Genomic DNA, 20,023 nt, shown 5'->3' on the forward strand with positions numbered 1-20,023 from the left:
CGCGCCGCCGTTTCAAGGCCGGATCACGCCGGCACGTGCACCGCTTCGACCCGGCTGATGACGTGGTGGTCGCGCTCGCGGCGCGCGGCCCTCACCCGCAGCCGCAGGATCTGCGCGACGCCCAGCGCCTCCAGGACGAAGACCGACGAGAACGCCACCCGGTAGTTGTCACCGGTCGCGTCCAGCAGCACGCCGACCGCGAGCAGCGTGGTCATCGAGGCGACGAAGCCGCCCATGTTGACGATGCCGGACGCGGTGCCCTGGCGCTCCGGCGGGTTGGCCGGGCGGGAGAAGTCGAAGCCGATCATGGAGGCGGGCCCGCACGCCCCGAGCACCAGGCACAGCACGACCAGCAGCCACATCGGCGCGTGGTCCCCGGGGTGGAAGATCGTCGCCGCCCACAGCGCGGCCGTGGTGCCGACCGTGCCGAGGGCGAGCGGGACGCGGGCCGCGTGGTGACGGGCGATCAGCTGCCCGTAGACGAGCCCCAGCGTCATGTTCGAGAGGACCACCAGGGTCAGCAGCTCACCGGCGGTCCCCCGGCCGAGCCCCTGGTCCTCGACCAGGAACGGCATCCCCCACAGCAGCAGGAACACCATGGCCGGGAACTGGGTGGTGAAGTGCACCCACATCCCGAGCCGGGTCCCGGGCTCCCGCCAGGCGGCGGCGATCTGCCTGCGCACATACGCCCCGCCGGCGTGCTGCGCGGGCGGCGGCTCGTAGCCCTCGGGGTGGTCCTTGAGGAAGAGCAGGAGCAGCACCAGCACCACGACCCCGGCCAGCGAGCTGCCGACGAAGGTGGCCGTCCAGCCGAAGCCGTGCAGGGCGCGGGCGATGACCAGCGTGGAGATCAGGTTGCCCGCCATCCCGAAGAGGGCGGCGACCTGGCCGATCAGCGGCCCGCGCCGGGCCGGGAACCAGCGCGTCCCCAGCCGGAGCACGCTGATGAACGTCATCGCGTCGCCGCAGCCCAGCAGTGCGCGGGAGGCGAGCGCGGTGCCGTACGAGGGGGAGAGCGCGAAGCCGAGCTGGCCGAGGGTGAACAGGACGGCACCGAGGGTCAGGACCCGCTTGGTGCCGAGCCGGTCGACCATCAGGCCGACGGGTATCTGCATGCCCGCGTACACGAGCAGCTGGAGGATGGAGAAGGTGGAGAGCGCCGAGGCGTTGACGTCGAAGCGGTCGGCGGCGTCGAGTCCGGCGACGCCGAGGCTGGTCCGGAAGATGATGGCGACGAAGTAGACGGCGACGCCGATGCCCCAGACCCAGACGGCGCGCCGGCCGCCGGGCGGGTCACCGGGCAGCGGCAGGGTGGGCGCGGCGGCGGCGCTCACCGGTCCTCACCCCGGACCAGCACCTTGACCCGGCCGACGTGGCGGCGCACGACCTGGGCGGCGCCCTCCGCGTCGCCGGACCTGATCGCCTCCAGCAGCTCGCCGTGCTCCGCGATGTTGGCGGCGATCCTGTCCGGGTGGGCCTCCATGACGGCGACGCCCATCCGCAGCTGGCGGTCGCGCAGCTGGTCGTAGAGGCGGGACAGGATCTCGTTGCCCGCGTGGCGGACGATCTCGGCGTGGAAGCAGCGGTCCTTCACGGAGACGGTGGCCAGGTCGCCGGCGTCGGAGAAGTGCCGCTGCTCCGCCAGGAGCGCTTCGAGCCGGCCGATCAGCTGCGGGGACGCGGGTACCGCCTTGCGGGCGGCGAACTCCTCGACCAGCAGCCGGGTCTCCACCACGTCCGCGATCTCCTGGGCGGAGACGGCGAGCACCAGGGCGCCCTTCTTGGGGTAGAGCTTGATCAGCCCCTCGACCTCCAGCCGCAGCAGCGCCTCGCGCACCGGTGTGCGCGAGACCCCCACGGCCTCGGCGAGGCCGCCCTCGGTGAGCAGGGTGCCGCCCTCGTAGCGGCGGTCCAGGACGGCGTCCTTGACGTGCGTGTAGACGCGCTCGGCGGCCGGGGGACGCTTCGCGGGCGGGGTCAGGGGGGCGGGTGCGGGGGCAGGCATGGACACAGCATAGATACAACATGCACGCAAGCGCGGTCCGCGTCCACGATGCGAACGGGAGGCGGCGCGCTACCGCTCGCGGACCAGTAGGCCGCGTTCGGCTCGGCCACGGCCCGTCGCCCATCCCAGCGGCTACGCGGAGGACCCGTCGTTTTCCACCAGGCGCAGCGTCGGGCGCTGGGGCGCGAACTCGCCGAGGCCGAGCGCCGCCTCGCGCCAGTGCGCGGCCAGTTCGAGCAGCCGCTCCTCGTCCTGGCGGTAGTCCGGCTCCGGAACGTCCGGCACGGTCCGCCACAGGATCGTCGCGGCGAAGCGGACCGCGTGCAGCGCGGCCGTCGTATGCGCCTCGACCCCGTCCTCGCCCAGCTGCCGCAACGCCTCCAGGCGCTCGGCGAGGGCCACGAGCTCGCCGTAAGCCCTGACGGACTCCTGCGCACGCACGACATCGTCCACGGTGACCTCCCGCCTCGGGGGCGCTCGGATGTGACGCCGATGGTAGCCCCTGGCCGCCGCGCGCCCTCGCGCCGCGAACGCCCCGGGCCGCCCCCGCGCCCCTGGATGTCGTAAAAAATCACCCGTGCGTGGGCCCAACCACGTGGTGCGGTCGTTCGTCTTATCAGCACGGCGGCACCCTCATGCGGCCGCCTTCCAGGGGCATTTGGAGCGTTCAATTTGAAACTCGGCATTACGGGCACGAGGCGCGGTCCGGTGACCGTCACGGTGGCCCTCACCACGGGCGCCCTGATCGCGGGCGGCGCGTTCGCCTCCACGGCACAGGCCGCCGCGCCCAAGGCGCCCTCGATCGTCGCCAAGGGCGGCTTCGTGATGAACAACGGCACCGGAAAGACGCTGTTCAGCAAGGCCGCGGACACCCGCCGCTCCACCGGCTCGACGACGAAGATCATGACCGCGCGCGTGGTGCTGGCCCAGAAGGGCCTGAACCTGGACTCCAAGGTCACGGTCCAGAAGGCGTACAGCGACTACATCGTCTCCAAGGGCGCGTCCTCGGCGCGGCTGATCGTGGGCGACAAGGTCACCGTGCGCCAGCTGCTCTACGGCCTGATGCTGCCGTCGGGCTGCGACGCCGCGTACGCGCTGGCCGACAAGTTCGGCTCCGGCAAGACGCGCGCGGCGCGGGTGAAGTCGTTCATCGGCAAGATGAACAGCACCGCCAAGACGCTCGGTCTGAAGAACACGCACTTCGACTCGTTCGACGGCATAGGGAACGGGTCCAACTACTCGACCCCGCGCGACCTGACGAAGCTCGCGAGCAGCGCGATGAAGTACGCCACGTTCCGCACGGTCGTGAAGACGAAGTCGACCAGGCAGAAGGTCACGACGAAGAGCGGCGGCTACCGCTACATGTCGTGGACCAACACGAACAAGCTGCTCGGCACGTACAGCGGCGCGATCGGCGTGAAGACGGGCTCCGGCCCGGCGTCCAAGTACTGCCTGGTCTTCGCCGCGACCCGCAAGGGCAAGACGGTGATCGGCACGGTCCTGACCTCGTCGTCGGAGGCGAACCGCACGGCGGACGCGAAGAAGCTGATGGACTACGGCTTCAAGAAGTAGGCCGCTTGTACGGGAACGGGCCCCGCGCACCGTGGTGCGCGGGGCCCGTTCCCGGTCTCAGCCCTTGGCCGGAATGAACCGGGTCCCCTCCACCCCGCCGTAGCGGTCGATCTCGACCGGTGCCGCGTTCGGGTCGGTCTCGCGGTCCTCGCCCGTGTCGCCGTCCAGGACGACCTGCCGTTCGCCCACCTCGGTGTAGAGGGCGCCGTGCCAGAAGCCGGTGACCCTCGGCACCAGCCGGCCGGCGTCACCGGGCAGCACCCACTTGCGCTGGAACGTGGTCGCGTCGATGACCACGATTCCGCGGTCCGCCCTGTCGAAGCCGTACTTGGAGCACGCGACCAGCGACCTCGCGTCGTCCAGGCAGCGGTAGTCCGCGTGGTCGATGATCAGGCGGAGCTTGCCGTCGACCGCGTCCACGACGTCCGTGTGGCCGTCCCGGTTCGCACTCAGCAACTTCGGCGCGGCGCGGGCGGGCTGCCGCGCGCCCGCCACGGTCCACCGCTGCTCGCCGGTCTCCGCGTCGACGCCGAGCAGCCGGCCCTGGTGGTATCCGGTCTCCTCGCCGCCGGCCACGACGCCCTCGGCGAGATTCAGCGCCCGGTAGTCGCCCTTCTTCCAGCGGACGGCCCCGGTGGCGGTGTCCAGGGCGTACGTGGTGTCCGCGTCGGTGACGACCGCGGTGCCGGCGTCCACCCCGACGACCTGCGGGGCGAGGTTCCCGTCGGCGCCGATGGCGGTGGCGGCCATCCCGGTGGCGCTGGGGTCGGACGGGATCTCGGCCGACCACGCCCGCTTGCCGGTGGCCGTGTCGACGGCGAGCACCTCGATGACGAACCGGTCCGGCGTGGTGCCCTCGCCCGGCACCCGGCGGTCCCACGCGGCGTAGACGGTCCGCCCGTCGTCCGAGACCAGGGGCGCGACCCGCTCCGTCCCGAAGCCGCCCCGCTCCGCCTCGTGCTTGGTCGCCGCGTACCACCGGGAGTCGCCGGTCCGGGTGTCGATCGCGTCGATCCCGCGCTGGTTGTCGATGTACGCGACACCGTCGGCCAGCGTCACCGCGGGCCGCAGGGCCTCCCCGCTCGACGTGCTCGGCTGCTCGGCGCCCGGCAGATCGACGGCGTCCCCCTCGAAGCGGACGGGCGGGTCGTACGCGCGACGCGCCGGCGTCTGCGCGCCGCCCTTGGCCCCCTCGGCCCCCTCGGTCGCCTTCGCACCGGCCGCACCGCCGCCCCCGCAGCCGGTCAGCGACACCGCCGCCAGCACCGCCCCGGCCGTGACAACCGCCCACCGGCGCGCCGTTCGTCTCCCGCCCATCGCTCCCCCTGGCCCGCTCTTCGCGCTCTTCGCGTTCTTTGCGATCACAACGACCTTAAGGGCCAGGGGCTTTGGGAGACGAGGCCCGGCCGAAATCCGGTGGCGATCCACCGGGCCGCCCCACTACCGTCCAGCCGGACCCGGCCGTTCGCGGCGCGGTCCCGCATCTGCCGTCCCCTGGAAGGCCACCACAAGCTGCTCGACGCCTGGCTCCTCGCGCTCTGCACGGGGTGCGGGGACACCACCAAGGTCACGGTCCTGGAGCGCGTGCACGTCCGCTCCATACGGCCTGAGCTGCTGGACCGGATGCACGCCGACGACCCGGTCCTGGCGGGCGAACTCCTCCAGGACGGCGTCGTGCGGCGCCGCAACCACATCGCTCTCGACTGGACGGGCGCCTGGCGCCTGGACACCGGGGGCGCGGATCACCTGGACCGCGAGGTAGCCGAGGTGGCCGTCCGCTTCGAGGCCCCGTCCCCGTCCGTCCGCTCCGTCTGATCGCGGACGGCTTCGGGCCCCGTACAACCGTCAGTGCGCCGCGAGCCGCCCCACGAGTCCGATCGCGCGGGCCAGCAACGCGCGCTCCTCCTCGCTCAGTTCCGCGTCGATCGCGCGGGCCAGCCAGTCGGCCCGGCGCTCCCGCTCCTCCTCCAGGAGCGCGCGCCCGGCGCCCGACAGCTCGACCAGGCTCTTGCGGCCGTCGGTGGGGTGGGCGCGGCGGGTGATCAGCCCCTGGTCCATCAGTAGCCCGACCGCGCGCGCCATGGACTGCGGCCGCACCCGCTGATTGGCGGCGAGCTCGCTGGTGGTCAGGGCGCCGTTACGGTCCAGCTCGCCGAGGACGGCCACCTGGCCGAGCGGCATCTGGTCCTCAAGCTTCACGCGGCGGGTGAGCTTGCCCATCGCTGTGCGCAGCTCGGCGGCGATGGAGGCGGATTCCGGGAGGGGCATACCGCACTTTAACGCGGGGTCGGAATCAAGACAGCGGCATACACAGCAGAACTGTTCAGCACAACTACACAGCATTACTGAACAGCATTGCTGTAGAGTCTTCCTCGCCGGGTCCCGCGCCACCGTCGTCGCAGCCGGACCGCGGCACGCGACAACGGGAAGGACCTCCCATGACCGCCATCACTTCCGTCACCGGCCGCCGCGTCCTGGACAGCCGGGGCAATCCCACCGTCGAGGTGGACGTGGTCCTGTCGGACGGCTCGCTCGGCCGGGCCGCGGTCCCCTCCGGGGCGTCGACCGGCGCCCGCGAGGCCGTGGAACTGCGCGACGGCGACCCGGCCCGCTGGCACGGCAAGGGCGTGGACCGGGCCGTGCGCCACGTCAACACCGAGCTGACCGAGGCCGTCATCGGCCGGGACGCGGAGGACCAGGCCGGCCTGGACGCCGCACTCGTCGCGGCCGACGGCACCGCCACGAAGGCCCGGCTGGGCGCCAACGCGATCCTGGGCGTCTCGCTCGCCGCCGCCAAGGCCGCGGCGGCCGCGCACCGCCTGCCGCTCTACCGCTACCTGGGCGGTTCGGACGCCCGGCTGCTGCCCGTACCGATGATGAACATCGTCAACGGGGGCGCCCACGCCGACAATCCGCTGGACTTCCAGGAGTTCATGATCGCCCCGATCGGCGCGGAGACCTTCGCCGAGGCGGTCCGCATGGGCTCGGAGGTCTTCCACACCCTGCGCCGCGACCTGCTCGCCGCCGGCCACTCCACGGGCGTCGGCGACGAGGGCGGCTTCGCGCCCGCCCTCCGTACGGCGGAAGAGGCGCTGGACTTCATCGTGGCGGCCGTCGAGCGCACGGGGTACCGGCCGGGCACGGACATCGGGCTGGTGATGGACCCGGCGACGTCGGAGTTCTTCCGCGACGGCGTGTACGACTACGCGGGCGAAGGCGTACGCCGCACCCCCTCGGAGCACGCGGACTACCTGGTCGAGCTGATCGACGCCTACCCCGTCGTCTCGGTCGAGGACGCGATGGCCGAGGACGACCTGGCCGGCTGGCGCGAACTGACCGCCCGTGTCGGCGACCGCTGCCAGCTGACGGGCGACGACGTCTTCTGCACCAACGACGCGCTGCTCCGCGAGGGCATCGCCTCCGGCGTCGCCAACTCGATCCTGGTGAAGGTCAACCAGATCGGCACCCTGACGGAGGCGATGACCACGGTCTCCACCGCGCACCGCGCCGGCTACACGGTCGTCATGTCGCACCGCTCGGGCGAGACCGAGGACACCACGATCGCGGACCTGGCGGTCGCCACGGGCTGCGGCCAGATCAAGACCGGCTCCCTCTCCCGCTCCGACCGCACCGCGAAGTACAACCAGCTGATCCGCATCGAGGAGGAGCTGGGCGCGGGCGCCCGGTACGCGGGAACGGAGGCGCTGCGCGCCCGGTAGGGAGTGACGGGACCCTGGCGACCCTCGCCGCAGGCGCGTAGCATCCGGTCGTTCCCGACCCCATGAGCCCTATGGGACACGGGAGTTACGGCCACACGACCCCAAGGGGGATCAGGATGTCAGCGCTTCCCACGATCATCGTCGTCGTCTTTCTGGCCCTGCTGGTGATCTGGATCATCTCGGCGTTCACGGGCGGGCGCGGGGACGGCCGCTGACCGCTCCTGCGGGAACGGTCAGCGGCGGCCCGTGCCGGCCGCCGCCAGGGCCTCCGCCACCGCCTGCTCCAGTGCGCCTTCGGTGACCCAGCGGTTCTTCCCGCCGACCAGGCACGCGACGGCACGCCCGACCCATTCCGGGTCGCCGAGGAGACCCAGCCTTCCCTCATCGGTGAGCCGCCGCAGCAGGGCCTCCAGCCGGAGAGCGTCCACCGCACGGTAGGGGCGCGTGTGCTGGTCGAAGCGCAGGTGGTGGTCCTCGTACGGGTCGCGCAGGGTCATGTGGAGCCATCCCCCGTCACGGTCGGCGACCATGCCCTTCAGCGTGTACTTGCCTCGGCCGGTCGTGTTCCGGGCGTGCTTGCCCCAGGTGATCCTGATCCCGGTCATGACCCTGGCCCAGGGCACCAACTGCCCCTCGGTGTCCGGCATGTGCTGATGAAATCCGTCAGGGCGCAACGCCACCCAATGGGTGCCGGACCGGGTGGCGTCCCCGATCCCCCAACGCCCGTCGGTGAGTTCCAGGGGCCCCAGAGATGCGCGATCCTCCACCATGCCGCCATTGAAGCATGCGTTCGATGAACCGCTGGGGCCGACGCAATCGGGGACACCGGGGCCGGCCCGTGACGCGGCGCCTCAGTCCTCGTACGCCTGGCTCAGCGCGTCGGCGATCAGGCGGGTCGCGAAGTCGTTGTCGTCGGCGATGCGGTTGATGTGGTCGGCGAGGAGGAACGCGGTGGCCTCCAGCGGAGTCAGCTCGGGTGGGGTCCAGTCGCCGTACTGGGCGCGCCACAGGCTGGGGCTGAGGCCCGTGGCGCAGGCCACGACCAGGCCGGCCATCATGGGAATGGACTCGGGCGGAACGCTCTTCGGCATCCTGGACAAGGTCGTCACCAGGGTGGGCACGACGTACTCGATGGCGTCCTTGCCCTCCGCCTCGTGCGCCTTGCGGAGCCAGACCATGAGCATGTAGATGAGCGTGCAGGTGCCGTCCACCAGGTCGTCCAGGCCGCCGGGCCCCAGGGACGCGACGTACTGGTCGAACAGCGCCTGGCCCTCGGGATCGGCATCCGCCTTGCCGCCGTGGACGCTCTTGAGCCGGGAGTCGACCATCATGAGCGCCGCGTCCACGTCACCGGCGGGAGCGTACGCGGGGTCGCAACTCGAAGTCACAGTGTCCCTCCCTCAGTTGAGGACGGTGAGTAGTCCGGTGGGTTCGGATCGTAGTCAGCCTAAGGGTAGCGGCCGGTGGCGCAGGGCTTTTTCCCGGACATGCAGAGGGGCCCGCGCGAACCTCGCGCGGGCCCCTCGTACACCCGGCTACGCCCAGGTGATCAGCCGCTTCGGCTGCTCCAGGATCGCGGCGATGTCCGCCAGGAACTTGGAACCCAGCTCGCCGTCGATCAGCCGGTGGTCGAACGACAGGGCCAGCGTGGTCACCTGACGGGGCTTCACCTTGCCCTTGTGGACCCAGGGCTGGAGCTTGATCGCGCCGACCGCGAGGATCGCGGACTCGCCCGGGTTCAGGATCGGCGTACCGGTGTCGACGCCGAAGACGCCCACGTTGGTGATGGTCACCGTGCCGCCCGCCATCGCGGCCGGGGACGTCTTGCCGTCCCGGGCCGTGGCGACCAGCTCGCCCAGGGACGCGGCCAGCTGCGGCAGCGTCCGGTCATGGGCGTCCTTGATGTTCGGGACGATCAGACCGCGCGGGGTGGCGGCCGCGATGCCCAGGTTCACGTAGTGCTTCTGGACGATCTCCTGGTTCGCCTCGTCCCAGACCGCGTTGACCCCGGGGTTCCGCCTGATCGCGACCAGGAGGGCCTTGGCGATGACGAGGAGCGGATTGACCCGCACCCCCGCCATGTCCTTGTCCTCCTTCAGCTCCGCCACGAGCTTCATCGTGCGCGTCACGTCGACGGTCACGAACTCGGTGACGTGCGGGGCGGTGAACGCGCTGCCGACCATGGCCTGGGCGATGGCCTTGCGGACGCCCTTGACCGGGATACGCGTCTCGCGGGCGCCCTGCTGAACAGGAACCTCCGCCTCCGCGACCACAGGCGCCACGGACGGCGCCGAAGGAGCCACCGGCTCCGAAGGCACCGCCGCCGCACGCACGTCCTCGCGCGTGATCACACCGCCCACGCCGGTCGGGGTGACCGCCGCCAGGTCGATGCCCAGGTCCTTCGCGAGCTTGCGGACCGGCGGCTTGGCCAGCGGACGGGCCTCCGGAACCGCAGCCGTGCCCTGGCCGTTCAGCTCGGCCTGGACGGCGGCGGGGGCGGCCGCCGGGGGCGCGGTCCCGGCACCCTTGCGGGCCCGGCGCTTCGTGGAGGACTCGGCCACCCCGTAACCCACCAGCACGGGCTGACGGCCCTTCGGCTCCTCGGGAGCGGCCTCGGGGGCCGGGGCGGCGGCGGGCTCCTCGGCAACGGGGTCACCCGACCCCGGCGCCACGTCCACCGCGATGATCACCTGGCCCACGTCGACCGTGGTGCCCTCGGGGAAGCGCAGTTCGTGGACGACGCCGTCGAACGGGATCGGCAGCTCGACGGCGGCCTTCGCGGTCTCGACCTCGCAGACGACCTGGCCGTCCGTGACGGTGTCGCCGGGCTGTACGTACCACTTGAGGATTTCGGCCTCGGTCAGTCCCTCGCCCACGTCGGGCATCTTGAACTCACGGAAGCGAGCAGCGTTGGAAGTGTCGGTCATCGTGGTCACGCTCCTCTCTCCTCAGTACGCCAGCGAGCGGTCGACGGCGTCGAGCACCCGGTCCAGGCCCGGCAGATACTCCTCCTCAAGGCGCGCCGGCGGGTACGGGGCGTGGTAGCCGCCGACCCGCAGCACGGGCGCCTCCAGGTGGTAGAAGCACCGCTCCGTGATGCGAGCGGCGATCTCGGCCCCGGAGCCGTAGAAGACGGGTGCCTCGTGGACGACGACCAGGCGGCGGGTCTTCTCGACGGACGCCTGGATGGTGTCGAAGTCGATCGGGGACATCGAGCGCAGGTCCACGACCTCGACCGACTTGCCCTCCTCCTGGGCGGCCGCGGCGGCCTCCAGGCAGACCTTCACCATCGGGCCGTACGCGGCGAGCGTGAGGTCCGTGCCGGTGCGGGCGACGGCGGCCGCGTGCAGCGCGCCCGGGATGGACTCGGTGTCGACCTCGCCCTTGTCCCAGTAGCGCCGCTTCGGCTCGAAGAAGATGACCGGGTCGTCGCTCTGGACGGCCTGCTGCATCATCCAGTACGCGTCCGACGCGTTGGACGGGGAGACCACCTTCAACCCCGCGACGTGCGCGAACAGCGCCTCGGGGGACTCGCTGTGGTGCTCGACGGCGCCGATGCCGCCGCCGTACGGGATGCGCACGACGACGGGGAGCTTGATCTTGCCGAGCGCACGGGCGTGCATCTTCGCGAGCTGCGTGACGATCTGGTCGTACGCGGGGAAGACGAAGCCGTCGAACTGGATCTCCACGACGGGCCGGTAGCCGCGCAGCGCGAGGCCGATCGCCGTACCGACGATGCCGGACTCGGCGAGCGGGGTGTCGATGACACGGTCCTCGCCGAAGTCCTTCTGGAGGCCGTCGGTGATCCGGAAGACGCCGCCGAGCTTGCCGACGTCCTCACCCATGACGAGGACCTTCGGGTCGGTGTCGAGGGCCTTGCGCAGCGACTCGTTGAGCGCCTTGGCGAGGGACATCTTTTCCACGGCCATGGTTACTTGCCCTCCTCGGCGAACGATGCCTGGTAGGCGGCGAACTCGGCGCGCTCCTCGTCGACGAGCGGGCTCCCGTCGGCGTAGACGTGGTCGAACATCGCCATCCGGTCCGGGTCGGGCATCGCCCGTACGGCCTCGCGGACGCGCTTGCCGAGCACCTCGCTCTCCTCGTCCAGGGCGGTGAAGAACGTCTCGTCGGCCGCGCCCTGCTTCTCCAGGTACGTGCGCAGGCGCAGGATCGGGTCCTTCGCCTCCCAGGACGCGCGCTCCTCGTCCGCCCGGTACTTCGTCGGGTCGTCCGACGTGGTGTGCGCGCCCATCCGGTACGTGAACGCCTCGACCAGGGTCGGGCCCTCGCCGCGCCGGGCCCGCTCCAGGGCGGAGCGGGTGACGGCCAGGCAGGCCAGGACGTCGTTGCCGTCGACCCGGACGCCGGGGAAGCCGAAGCCCTGGGCGCGCTGGTAGAGCGGCACCCGGGTCTGCTTCTCGGTGGGCTCGGAGATCGCCCACTGATTGTTCTGGCAGAAGAAGACGACCGGGGCGTTGTAGACGGCGGAGAAGGTGAACGCCTCCGCGACGTCGCCCTGGCTGGAGGCGCCGTCGCCGAAGTACGCGATCACGGCAGAGTCCGCGCCGTCCTTGGCCACGCCCATGGCGTAACCCGTGGCGTGCAGGGTCTGCGAGCCGATGACGATCGTGTACAGGTGGAAGTTGTTGGTGCTCGGGTCCCAGCCGCCGTGGTTCACACCGCGGAACATGCCGAGCAGATTGGTCGGGTCGACGCCCCGGCACCAGGCCACCCCGTGCTCGCGGTAGGTCGGGAAGACGTAGTCGTCGTCGCGCAGCGCCCGGCCGGAACCGATCTGGGCGGCCTCCTGGCCCAGCAGCGAGGCCCACAGGCCCAGCTCGCCCTGGCGCTGGAGCGCGGTGGCCTCGGCGTCGAAGCGGCGGGTGAGGACCATGTCCCGGTACAGGGCGCGCAGCTCGTCCGCGCTCAGGTCGATCGAGTAGTCCGGGTGCTCGATCCGCTCGCCCTCGGGCGTCAGCAGCTGTACGAGCTCGGGCGTCGAACCCTCCGGCGTCTTCGCGGGCGTTTTCGCGGCGCTGGTCCGCTTGCTGCTGCGTCGCGGTTTGCGCGCGGCAGTGCTCTCCACGGTCACGTGCGTGCTCCTCCGTCGGTCCGGCCCCCGGGGTCTGCCGGGAGACCAGTGCGGCTCGCCTGTGTCCGTACCCGTGCACGGGGTGGGTGCCGCTCGGTCCGGGAACAGGCGTGACAGGTGCCCCGGCGAGCGCCCTGTCCAAGGCACGTTACCCAGTGCGTCCCGTAACCGCGAAACCCTCCTGACCTGCGATTTTGCTTGGATATCCAAGTAAATCGAGGAATTCGGGAAGCCTCGCTGGTCACAGCACTGATCACAGCCTCGCAGGCCGCCGGAACAACGGCACGTTATCCCGCCGGGCAGCGGCAGGGAAGAGGCGAGTGTGTGAGACTGCGATTGTGCGCGAAAAAGGAAAAATCACGGTATTTCTACTCGATGATCATGAAGTAGTCCGGCGCGGGGTGCATGAGCTGCTCGCGATGGAGGACGACATCGAGGTGGTCGGCGAGGCCGGTACGGCGGCCGACGCGCTGGTGCGGATTCCGGCGGTCCGCCCCGATGTGGCCGTGCTCGACGTACGGCTGCCGGACGGCAGCGGGGTCGAGGTGTGCCGGGAGATCCGCTCCCAGGACGACTCCGTCAACTGCCTGATGCTGACCTCGTACGCCGATGACGAGGCGCTGTTCGACGCGATCATGGCGGGCGCCGCGGGCTATGTCCTCAAGGCGATCCGGGGCAACGAGCTGCTGGCGGCGGTACGGGACGTGGCCGAGGGGAAGTCGCTGCTGGACCCGGTCGCGACCGCGCGCGTGCTGGAGCGGCTGCGCGACGGGAAGCGCGGGCGGGACGACGAGAAGCTGGCGAACCTCACGGACCAGGAGCGCAAGATCCTGGACCTGATCGGGGAGGGGCTGACCAACCGGGTGATCGGCGAACGGCTGCATCTCGCCGAGAAGACGATCAAGAATTACGTGTCCAGCCTGCTGTCCAAGCTGGGCATGGAGCGCCGCTCGCAGGCCGCCGCCTATGTGGCACGGCTCCAGGCGGAAAAGCGCTGAGCGGAAAAGCGCCGAGGGGACTTTGGTCCCGGTGAAACGGGGGCCCCGGCCTCTTATCCCGCCCACATGTCCTGGCCGACAGTGGAAGGCATGTCCACCGAGGAACTCCACGCGATCGACCTGCTCGGCCGGGTCCCCTACGGCCGGCTGGCGACCAGCATGCGGGCCCTGCCGATGCTGACGGTGGCCCGGCACATCGTCATCGACGGGCGCGTCGTGCTGCGCATGCACAGCGGACTCGGCCACCACGGTGCCTGCGACGGCGCGGTCGTGGCCTACGGCGCGGACAACTTCAACACCGCCCCGGTGGGCACCGAGGACCTGTGGTCCGTGCAGTTCACCGGGCCCGCGCGGGTCGTGGAGCCGACCCCCGCCCAGCGCGAGCGCTTCGGTCCGGCACCCGTCGAGGTCAACGGCGAGCCGTTCGTCCCCTCGTACCTCTGGCTCGAACCTCACTTCGTCACGGTGCACACTCTGGACTTCCACGCAAGCCGGCAGATCCGCAACGCAGCGTGATCTAACATCTGACGCGTGTCGCGCTCATCTGTCGCCTGCCCGCCGGTTCCGCCGGTCGGCGAGGTGCTTCGCCGTTACCCGGGCGCCGGTGCGCCGCTCAGCTGCACCCCGCTCTCCCAGGGCCTGCTCAACCACGGTTACCGGGTGTCCACCACGCGGGGCTCGTACTTCCTCAAGCACCACTCGGACGACACCACCCGCGACCGCGCCACCATCGTCCGCCAGCATCGCGCGACCCGGCGCCTCCAGTTACTCGGAGTGCCCGTCGCCCCGCCCGTCCGGGACCGCGACGGCGGGACCGTCACCGAGATCGCCGGCCGCTGCTACGCCCTCCACCCCTGGGTCGACGGCCTGCACCGGGGCGGCGCCCAGCTCACCCTCGCCCAGTCGACACGTCTCGGGACGCTCCTCGGAGCCGTACACACGGGTCTTGAGCAGGTCATGGGCTCCGAGCGCGATACGGGGACCGGCGGCGGGCATCCGCCCGGTTACGCGAGCCCCGAGGCGGCCGACACCTTCGCGCTGATCGGCGATCTGCTCGCCGCCGCGCGCGGACGCTCCGGCCGGGACGCCTTCGACGAGCTCGCCGAGCACCGGCTGCGCGAGCGGCGCACCCTGCTGGAACGGTACGCCGACCGCCGGCCGCCCGACCCGGGGGCGCCCGCGACCGGCTGGGTGCACGGCGACTTCCACCCGCTCAACGTGCTCTACCGGGGCGCCGACCCGGTCGCGATCCTGGACTGGGACCGGCTGGCCGTCCAGCCCCGGGCGGAGGAGGCGGTCCGGGCCGCCGCGATCTTCTTCGTACAGCCGGCCGGCGCACTGGACCTGGCGAAGGTGCGCGCCTACGCCCGGGCCTACCGGCGGGCGGCCGGGGCGGACCCGGCGGAGCTGGCGGCGGCGGTGCACCGGGTCTGGTGGGAGCGGCTCAACGACTTCTGGATACTGCGCTGGCGCTACTGCCTGAACGACCGGAGGGCCGACCCGCAGTTCCCCGCGGTGTCGGCCCTGGCGGTCTGGTGGACCCGTGAGTACGAGGCGGTGCGCGCGGCCTTCACGGGGTGAGCGGGGGCTGGAGCCTTTCCTTTGGGCCTAGTTGCCCGTGGCGGAGCCCGCCGCTCCCGTCGTCGCTCCGGCGGCCGTGCCCGCCGCGGTGCCGCCCGGGGCGCCCTCCGAACCCTCGGCCGCGCCTTCACTGGCCCCGGCGTCGGTGCCCTCGCTGGTGCCCGTGTTGCCGCCGTCGCTGGTGCCGGTGTTGCCGCCCTCGGTGGTCGTGCCGGTGTCGCCGGTGTTCCCCGAACCGCCGTTGCCGTTGCCACCGGTCCCACCGGTGCCGTCACCGCCGTCACCGCCGTCCTCGCCGCCGGTGTCCGCGCCGCCCGTGCCGGGCTGGGGCGAAGTGGCGGTCGGGGACTCGGAGGTCTCGCTCGGCGTGGGCGAGGGCGTCCAGGTGTTGTCGTCCCAGCCACCGCCGGTGCTGCCGCCCGGCTGCTCGGTGTCCTCGGTGTCCTCCGGCGTCGGGGTGGGCGAATTCTCCGTGGGCGCCGGCGTGCTGGAGGTCTCGGTGGGCTGCTTCTCGTGCTTCTGGCCGCCGCCGTTCGCCGCGTTGAGCGCGATGGCCACGCCCGCGCCGATCGCGATCAGGGCGAGCACGACGAACAGCCACAGCTTGCCGCGGCCGCCGCCCTGCCGGGTGCTGCCGCCGTCGTAACCCCCGTCGTCCGGGTTCATCGGCGGCAGGATCGGCGCCTGCGAGGTGTCCCCGTGCGGCGGATAGCCGCCCATGGCGCGGGTGGCGCCGGTCATGCCGCCTGGCGGGGTGCCGGCGCCCTCGTTCAGGATGACCGGCCCGGTGTTCCACGTACCGGTGTGGCCGCCCTGCACCTGGAGCATCTGGAGGCCGTACTGGACCAGACCGCGCATCTCCTCCGCGCTCTGGAAGCGGTCGTCCGGGTCCTTCGCCAGCGAGCGCATGACGAGCCCGTCCAGCTCCGGCGGCACCGAGTCCAGGATGTTCGACGGCGGGACCGGGGTGTCCTGGACGTGCTGGTAGACCACGGACAGCGGCGTCTCACCCGTGAACGGAGGCCGCAGCGCCAGCAGTTCGTACAGCAGACAGCCGGTGGCGTACAGGTCGGAGCGGTGGTCGACGGCCTTGCCGAGCGCCTGCTCGGGGGAGAGGTACTGCGGCGTGCCCATGACCATGCCGGTCTGCGTCATCGTGGACTGCGCGCCGTGCAGCGCGCGGGCGATGCCGAAGTCCATCACCTTGACCGCACCGGAGTTGGTGATGATCACATTGGCCGGCTTGATGTCGCGGTGCACGATGCCGTGCTGATGCGAATAGGCCAGCGCCTCCAGGACCCCGGAGACGATGATCAGCGCCTGCTCCGGCGGCGGGGCCTCGGCGCTGATCAGCAGGTCGCGGATGGTGCGGCCCTCGACCAGCTCCATCACGATGTACGGGACGGTCTGGCCGGCGACGGTGTCCTCGCCGGAGTCGTACACGGCGACGACCGCGTGGTGGTTGAGCCCGGCGACCGACTGCGCCTCGCGCGTGAAGCGGGCCTTGGAGACCGGGTCCTCGGCGAGGTCGGAGCGCAGCAGCTTCACCGCGACCGTGCGCCCGAGCCGGACGTCCTCCGCCGCGAACACCTCGGCCATGCCGCCCCGGCCGAGCCGGTGGGTCAGCCGGTACCGTCCGTCGCCGACGACCCCGCCGATGCCCCAGGAATCGGTGCCATCCGGAACGCCGCCGCCGTTTGCTTCGGGTTCGGGTGCCATCAGTCCTCGCCGTCGTATCTGTCCGCGTCCGTCCGCGCGTCCGCGCGCCCGCGGGGTCTCACGGTGCCTTGCTGCGTCGCCGGCTGCACTGCCGGCCGCATTGCCCCGTCACGCTACAGCCTCGGTACGACAGGCCGATTCGGCGCCGGACCGGCCATCCAATCGGCTGGCGCGCCGCCGACGCAAATTCCATGCTGATCCTGTAACGCTTCCGAGACGCTTCCAGCGCGTACGGTCACGGAACGGGCACCCGGCTTGACGTGTCGTACCCCTACGGCAGACTTGGCCGGTAATTACGGATGATCGCGTGAGCCGCGCGCCGAGTTCCCGGGAGTCGCGCGCCGAGGGGGAAGCAAGTCATGAGCCACGACGGCGGACACGGTTCGCAGGGTCGTTACGCGGGCGGGTCCGTCGCCGGCGGCCGCTACCAGCTGCGCGACCTGCTCGGCGAGGGCGGGATGGCGTCCGTATACCTGGCGTACGACTCCGCGCTCGACCGACAGGTCGCGATCAAGACACTCCACACCGAGCTGGGCCGCGAGCAGTCGTTCCGTGAGCGCTTCCGCCGCGAGGCCCAGGCCGTGGCCAAGCTCCAGCACACCAACATCGTCTCGGTGTTCGACACGGGCGAGGACGAGCTCGGCGGCGCGCTGATGCCGTACATCGTCATGGAGTACGTGGAGGGGCAGCCGCTCGGCTCCGTGCTCGCGGCCGACATCCGCGCCCAGGGCGCCATGCCGGCCGACAAGGCGCTCAAGGTGACCTCGGACGTGCTGGCCGCGCTCGACACCAGCCATGAGATGGGCCTGGTGCACCGCGACATCAAGCCGGGCAACGTCATGGTGACCAAGCGCGGTGTCGTGAAGGTCATGGACTTCGGCATCGCCCGCGCCATGCAGTCGGGCGTGACGTCGATGACGCAGACCGGCATGGTCGTCGGCACCCCGCAGTACCTCTCCCCCGAGCAGGCCCTCGGCCGCGGCGTCGACGCGCGCTCCGACCTGTACTCGGTCGGCATCATGCTCTTCCAGCTGCTGACCGGGCGGCTCCCCTTCGACGCGGACTCCCCGCTCGCCATCGCGTACGCGCATGTGCAGGAGGAGCCGGTCGCCCCGTCCACGGTCAACCGCTCGCTGACGCCGGCGATGGACGCCCTCGTCGCCCGCGCGCTCAAGAAGAACCCGAACGAGCGCTTCCCGAGCGCGGCGGCCATGCAGGACGAGATCGCGCGCGTGCTGAGCGCGGGCGGCCAGACCGGCGCCCCGGTGATCGTCGGTGACGGCAACGCCCCGGCCAACAGCGGCTCCGGCGTCGGCTCGGCGGTCTTCCCGCCGGTCGACCAGTCGGCGCCCGCGCCGGCCCCGCACAGCGTCCAGACGCCGTACCAGCCGGGTCCGTACCAGTCCCAGCCCGGCCCGTACGGCCCGGCGACGCCGGCCCCCGCCACGAATCCGTCGTACGGCTACCCGCAGACGCCCGCCCCGGCCTACCAGAGCCCGGCGCCGATGCAGCACCAGACGCCCGCGCCGTACACGGTCTCGCCGCAGACGGCGGCGTCCCCGGCCTCGGGTGGCGCCAAGCGGAACATGCCGGTGATCATCAGCGCGATCGTCGTCGCGCTGGTGGCGATCGGCGGCCTGATCACGGTCATCGCGCTGAACGGCGACGAGAAGGACAAGGGCGGCACGGACGCCAAGACCACCGAGTCCCCGTCCGGCGACCACCGCGATCCGGAGCGGAACCGGACGATGAAGACCGAGAAGTGCACGGACGCGTCCGAGGACACCAACGACCCGCAGAAGGTCGACGCCCCGAACTTCATGTACAAGGACATCCTCTCGGTACGCGCCTGCGCGGACGCGGCGGGCTGGACGATCAAGCAGAAGAAGGTCGCGGGCAACGCGTACGCGGAGGACCAGGTCATCAACCAGTTCCCGTCGCCGGGGACCGCGGTGCCGGAGGTCGGGGCACACTTCGAGCTGGAGATCTCCACGGGGGACCCCGCGTAGTTCCGGCGTCGCCCCCCGTGGTCCCCGCGTAGTCCCGGCGTCCTCGGAGCGGGCCGGGCGCATGGCTCACCGGCCGCGCGCCGCCATCCGTACGCCTCACCCGGGATGCCGGTCGTGCCGGCGCGTGTGACGGTGACCGCATGGCTTCGGGACGGCTCCATGTGCGCTGCTCCCGGGGCGTGGTCTGCCTGGCGCTGACGGCGGCCGCGGCCCTGGGGGCGGCGGCTCCGGACGCCTCGGGGCCGCCGTCACCGGCCCCCTCGTCCAGCGGCTCGCCGTCCAGTGCCTCGCCGTCCAGTGCCTCGCCGGCCGGCGATTCGCCGGGCGCCGGGGACGTCCAGTCGCCGCTCGCCGGGTGGCCCGCCGGGGCGGGGCGGCAGCGGCCCGGGCGGTCGGCCGCCGAGGTGGCGCGGCAGGACGCGCTGGAGGACCGGCAGCCGCGGCCCTCGCCCTCCGAATCCGCCGCCGTGCCGGCCTTCACCCCCGACCCGGCCGACTTCCGCGATCCCCCGCCCGGGGGGCGGCAGGCGCTGAACGGGGCGGCCGTCGAGCGGTTCCAGCGGCTGTCGCTCGGCGCGGGAATCGCCCTGGTCGGGCTGGGGCTCGGCTTCCTCGCGCTGCGGATGCGCCGGGCCCGCTGACCGTACGACCCTTGCGGTGATCAACATACTCGGTATACATACTCAGTATGTCGATCCGCCACGGGCTTCTCGCCCTCCTGGAGCGCGGGCCGCGTTACGGCTCCCAGCTCCGCACCGAATTCGAGTCGCGCACCGGCTCCACCTGGCCGCTCAACGTCGGGCAGGTCTACACGACGCTGAGCAGGCTGGAGCGCGACGGCCTGGTCGCCCAGGACGGCGAGGACGACCAGGGCCACGCCCTCTACTCGATCAGCGACGCCGGGCGCACCGAGCTGCGCACCTGGTTCGAGACGCCGGTCGACCGCAGCAACCCGCCCCGTGACGAGCTGGCCATCAAGCTGGCCATGGCGGTCGGGGCGCCCGGCGTCGACATCAAGGCCGTCATCCAGGCCCAGCGCCACCACACGGTGAAGGCCATGCAGGACTACACCCGCCTCAAGGCGCGGTCCCTCGCCCAGGCCCCCGCCAACCGCGACGAGGTGGCATGGCTGCTCGTCGTGGAGCAGCTGATCTTCCAGGCCGAGGCCGAGGCGCGCTGGCTGGACCACTGCGAGGCCCGGCTGATCCGGCTCGCCGAGGCCGCCGCCACGGAGCCGGCGGAAGGCCCCTCCCCGGGCCCGGCCGCCCGCACCACCGCCCGGCCGGCCGCCAGGTCCGCCGCCCGCTCCCGCACGCGCCGCTGAGTCC

Annotated in this window: 19 protein-coding genes and 1 pseudogene; 9 read left to right on the top strand and 11 right to left on the bottom strand. The window is 71.8% G+C overall.

Annotated features, from left to right (window positions below):
• Window positions 1-23: 23 nt before the first annotated feature.
• The 3 genes from OG338_RS14120 to OG338_RS14130 form a co-directional block, all read right to left on the bottom strand.
• Complete coding sequence (locus OG338_RS14120) at window positions 24-1,334, bottom strand: nitrate/nitrite transporter (protein WP_405937676.1); 1,311 nt, start codon at window positions 1,332-1,334, stop codon at window positions 24-26.
• Entirely contained in the window at window positions 1,331-2,005 is a 675-nt protein-coding gene (locus tag OG338_RS14125; protein ID WP_405937677.1) for a GntR family transcriptional regulator, read from the bottom strand. Before OG338_RS14125 ends, OG338_RS14120 begins: the two co-directional genes overlap by 4 nt.
• A 132-nt stretch (window positions 2,006-2,137) precedes the next feature.
• Window positions 2,138-2,458 carry a hypothetical protein gene (locus tag OG338_RS14130; protein ID WP_405937678.1) on the bottom strand — a complete coding sequence of 107 codons (321 nt, stop codon included), beginning with the start codon at window positions 2,456-2,458 and terminating at the stop codon, window positions 2,138-2,140.
• A gap of 267 nt (window positions 2,459-2,725) precedes the next feature.
• On the opposite strand from OG338_RS14130, the gene OG338_RS14135 reads away from it, so the two are divergent.
• Window positions 2,726-3,577: a D-alanyl-D-alanine carboxypeptidase family protein gene (locus OG338_RS14135; protein WP_405940418.1), complete on the top strand. Its 852-nt coding sequence runs from the start codon at window positions 2,726-2,728 to the stop codon at window positions 3,575-3,577.
• A gap of 57 nt (window positions 3,578-3,634) precedes the next feature.
• Here OG338_RS14135 and OG338_RS14140 read toward each other — a convergent pair whose 3' ends face one another.
• On the bottom strand, window positions 3,635-4,894 hold the full coding sequence (locus OG338_RS14140) for a PQQ-binding-like beta-propeller repeat protein (RefSeq protein ID WP_405937679.1): 1,260 nt from the start codon (window positions 4,892-4,894) through the stop codon (window positions 3,635-3,637).
• Window positions 4,895-4,993: 99 nt separating this feature from the next.
• On the opposite strand from OG338_RS14140, the pseudogene OG338_RS14145 reads away from it, so the two are divergent.
• Window positions 4,994-5,409, top strand: a pseudogene (locus OG338_RS14145) (DUF1062 domain-containing protein); the annotation flags it as partial.
• 13 nt (window positions 5,410-5,422) lie between these two features.
• Here OG338_RS14145 and OG338_RS14150 read toward each other — a convergent pair.
• On the bottom strand, window positions 5,423-5,845 hold the full coding sequence (locus OG338_RS14150; protein ID WP_405937680.1) for a MarR family winged helix-turn-helix transcriptional regulator: 423 nt from the start codon (window positions 5,843-5,845) through the stop codon (window positions 5,423-5,425).
• A 170-nt stretch (window positions 5,846-6,015) separates the two neighbouring features.
• Here OG338_RS14150 and eno point away from each other — a divergent pair, with 170 nt between their 5' ends.
• Entirely contained in the window at window positions 6,016-7,296 is a 1,281-nt protein-coding gene (gene eno / locus OG338_RS14155) for a phosphopyruvate hydratase (RefSeq protein WP_405937681.1), read from the top strand.
• Window positions 7,297-7,529: 233 nt separating this feature from the next.
• Here eno and OG338_RS14160 read toward each other — a convergent pair whose 3' ends face one another.
• The 5 genes from OG338_RS14160 to pdhA all read right to left on the bottom strand — a co-directional run bounded on the left by OG338_RS14160 (window position 7,530) and on the right by pdhA (window position 12,388).
• Window positions 7,530-7,943, bottom strand: a complete 414-nt coding sequence (locus OG338_RS14160; RefSeq protein ID WP_405937682.1) for a hypothetical protein — start codon at window positions 7,941-7,943, stop codon at window positions 7,530-7,532.
• Window positions 7,944-8,147: 204 nt separating this feature from the next.
• Window positions 8,148-8,684, bottom strand: a complete 537-nt coding sequence (locus tag OG338_RS14165) for a hypothetical protein (RefSeq protein ID WP_405937683.1) — start codon at window positions 8,682-8,684, stop codon at window positions 8,148-8,150.
• 147 nt (window positions 8,685-8,831) lie between these two features.
• On the bottom strand, window positions 8,832-10,232 hold the full coding sequence (locus OG338_RS14170; protein WP_405937684.1) for a dihydrolipoamide acetyltransferase family protein: 1,401 nt from the start codon (window positions 10,230-10,232) through the stop codon (window positions 8,832-8,834).
• A gap of 12 nt (window positions 10,233-10,244) precedes the next feature.
• Window positions 10,245-11,225, bottom strand: coding sequence for an alpha-ketoacid dehydrogenase subunit beta (locus OG338_RS14175; RefSeq protein ID WP_405937685.1), 981 nt, complete (start codon window positions 11,223-11,225; stop codon window positions 10,245-10,247).
• Between the two features lie 2 nt (window positions 11,226-11,227).
• On the bottom strand, window positions 11,228-12,388 hold the full coding sequence (gene pdhA, locus OG338_RS14180) for a pyruvate dehydrogenase (acetyl-transferring) E1 component subunit alpha (protein ID WP_405937686.1): 1,161 nt from the start codon (window positions 12,386-12,388) through the stop codon (window positions 11,228-11,230).
• Between the two features lie 338 nt (window positions 12,389-12,726).
• Here pdhA and OG338_RS14185 point away from each other — a divergent pair, with 338 nt between their 5' ends.
• The 3 genes from OG338_RS14185 to OG338_RS14195 all read left to right on the top strand — a co-directional run bounded on the left by OG338_RS14185 (window position 12,727) and on the right by OG338_RS14195 (window position 14,967).
• On the top strand, window positions 12,727-13,386 hold the full coding sequence (locus tag OG338_RS14185; protein ID WP_405937687.1) for a response regulator: 660 nt from the start codon (window positions 12,727-12,729) through the stop codon (window positions 13,384-13,386).
• Between the two features lie 90 nt (window positions 13,387-13,476).
• Window positions 13,477-13,902 carry a pyridoxamine 5'-phosphate oxidase family protein gene (locus OG338_RS14190; protein ID WP_405937688.1) on the top strand — a complete coding sequence of 142 codons (426 nt, stop codon included), beginning with the start codon at window positions 13,477-13,479 and terminating at the stop codon, window positions 13,900-13,902.
• A 63-nt stretch (window positions 13,903-13,965) separates the two neighbouring features.
• A complete protein-coding gene (locus OG338_RS14195) occupies window positions 13,966-14,967 on the top strand; it encodes a phosphotransferase (RefSeq protein ID WP_405940419.1) in 1,002 nt (333 codons plus the stop codon).
• A 27-nt stretch (window positions 14,968-14,994) separates the two neighbouring features.
• Here the strand turns inward: OG338_RS14195 and OG338_RS14200 are convergent, their stop codons facing one another.
• Window positions 14,995-16,686, bottom strand: coding sequence for a protein kinase domain-containing protein (locus OG338_RS14200; protein WP_405937689.1), 1,692 nt, complete (start codon window positions 16,684-16,686; stop codon window positions 14,995-14,997).
• Window positions 16,687-17,045: 359 nt separating this feature from the next.
• Here OG338_RS14200 and OG338_RS14205 point away from each other — a divergent pair, with 359 nt between their 5' ends.
• From OG338_RS14205 to OG338_RS14215, 3 genes are all read left to right on the top strand, one after another.
• Window positions 17,046-18,695 carry a protein kinase domain-containing protein gene (locus tag OG338_RS14205; protein WP_405937690.1) on the top strand — a complete coding sequence of 550 codons (1,650 nt, stop codon included), beginning with the start codon at window positions 17,046-17,048 and terminating at the stop codon, window positions 18,693-18,695.
• Window positions 18,696-18,835: 140 nt separating this feature from the next.
• Window positions 18,836-19,336, top strand: a complete 501-nt coding sequence (locus tag OG338_RS14210) for a hypothetical protein (protein ID WP_405937691.1) — start codon at window positions 18,836-18,838, stop codon at window positions 19,334-19,336.
• A gap of 47 nt (window positions 19,337-19,383) precedes the next feature.
• Entirely contained in the window at window positions 19,384-20,019 is a 636-nt protein-coding gene (locus OG338_RS14215) for a PadR family transcriptional regulator (protein WP_405937692.1), read from the top strand.
• The last annotated feature ends 4 nt before the right edge of the window (window positions 20,020-20,023 follow it).

The sequence above is a fragment of the Streptomyces sp. NBC_00726 genome (genome assembly GCF_045161735.1).
In the GTDB taxonomy this organism is placed as follows: Bacteria; Actinomycetota; Actinomycetes; order Streptomycetales; family Streptomycetaceae; genus Streptomyces.